The organism is Pseudomonas sp. 50_B (genome assembly GCF_017491625.1).
GTDB classification, from domain to species: domain Bacteria; phylum Pseudomonadota; class Gammaproteobacteria; order Pseudomonadales; family Pseudomonadaceae; genus Aquipseudomonas; species Aquipseudomonas danubii.
The window spans coordinates 1-575 of record NZ_JAFGYX010000073.1 but is presented as its reverse complement, the minus strand read 5'-3'; the positions used below and the strand labels follow the sequence as shown (position 1 = coordinate 575).

At 65.2% G+C, this 575-nt stretch carries 1 protein-coding gene; it reads left to right on the top strand.

Annotated elements, in window-relative coordinates; genetic code table 11:
• Positions 1–575, top strand: a 575-nt coding sequence (locus J5M73_RS30945) for a PDZ domain-containing protein (RefSeq protein ID WP_207816856.1), incomplete at both ends; no start/stop codon positions are given.

Below are 575 nucleotides of genomic sequence, written 5' to 3'. Positions count from 1 at the left end.
ACCAGTTGCGGCTCTTCGCCGAAGTGTTCGGGCAGATCAAGCGCGAATACGTCGAGCCCGTCGACGACAAGAAGCTGCTGACCGCGGCGATCAAGGGCATGGTGTCGAGCCTCGATCCGCACTCGTCGTACCTCGACAAGACCGATTACCAGGAACTGCAGGAGCAGACGAAGGGCCGCTTCGCCGGCCTCGGCATCGAGATTTCGCAGGAAGACGGCCTCGTCAAGGTGATCTCGCCGATCGAGGACACGCCCGCGTTCCGCGCCGGCATCCGTCCGGGCGACCTGATCACCCGCATCAACGATCGCCCGGTGCGCGGCATGACGCTCGACAAGGCGGTCAAGCAGATGCGCGGCGAGCCCGGCACGAAGGTCACGCTGACGATCTTCCGCAAGAGCGACGACCGCACGTTCCCCGTCACGGTCACGCGCGCGGTGATCCGCGTGCAGAGCGTGAAGATGAAGCTGCTCGATCCGGGCTACGCGTACATCCGCATCACGAGCTTCCAGGAGCGCACGACGCCCGATCTCGCCGCGAAGCTGCAGGACATCGCGCGCCAGCAGCCGAACCTGAAG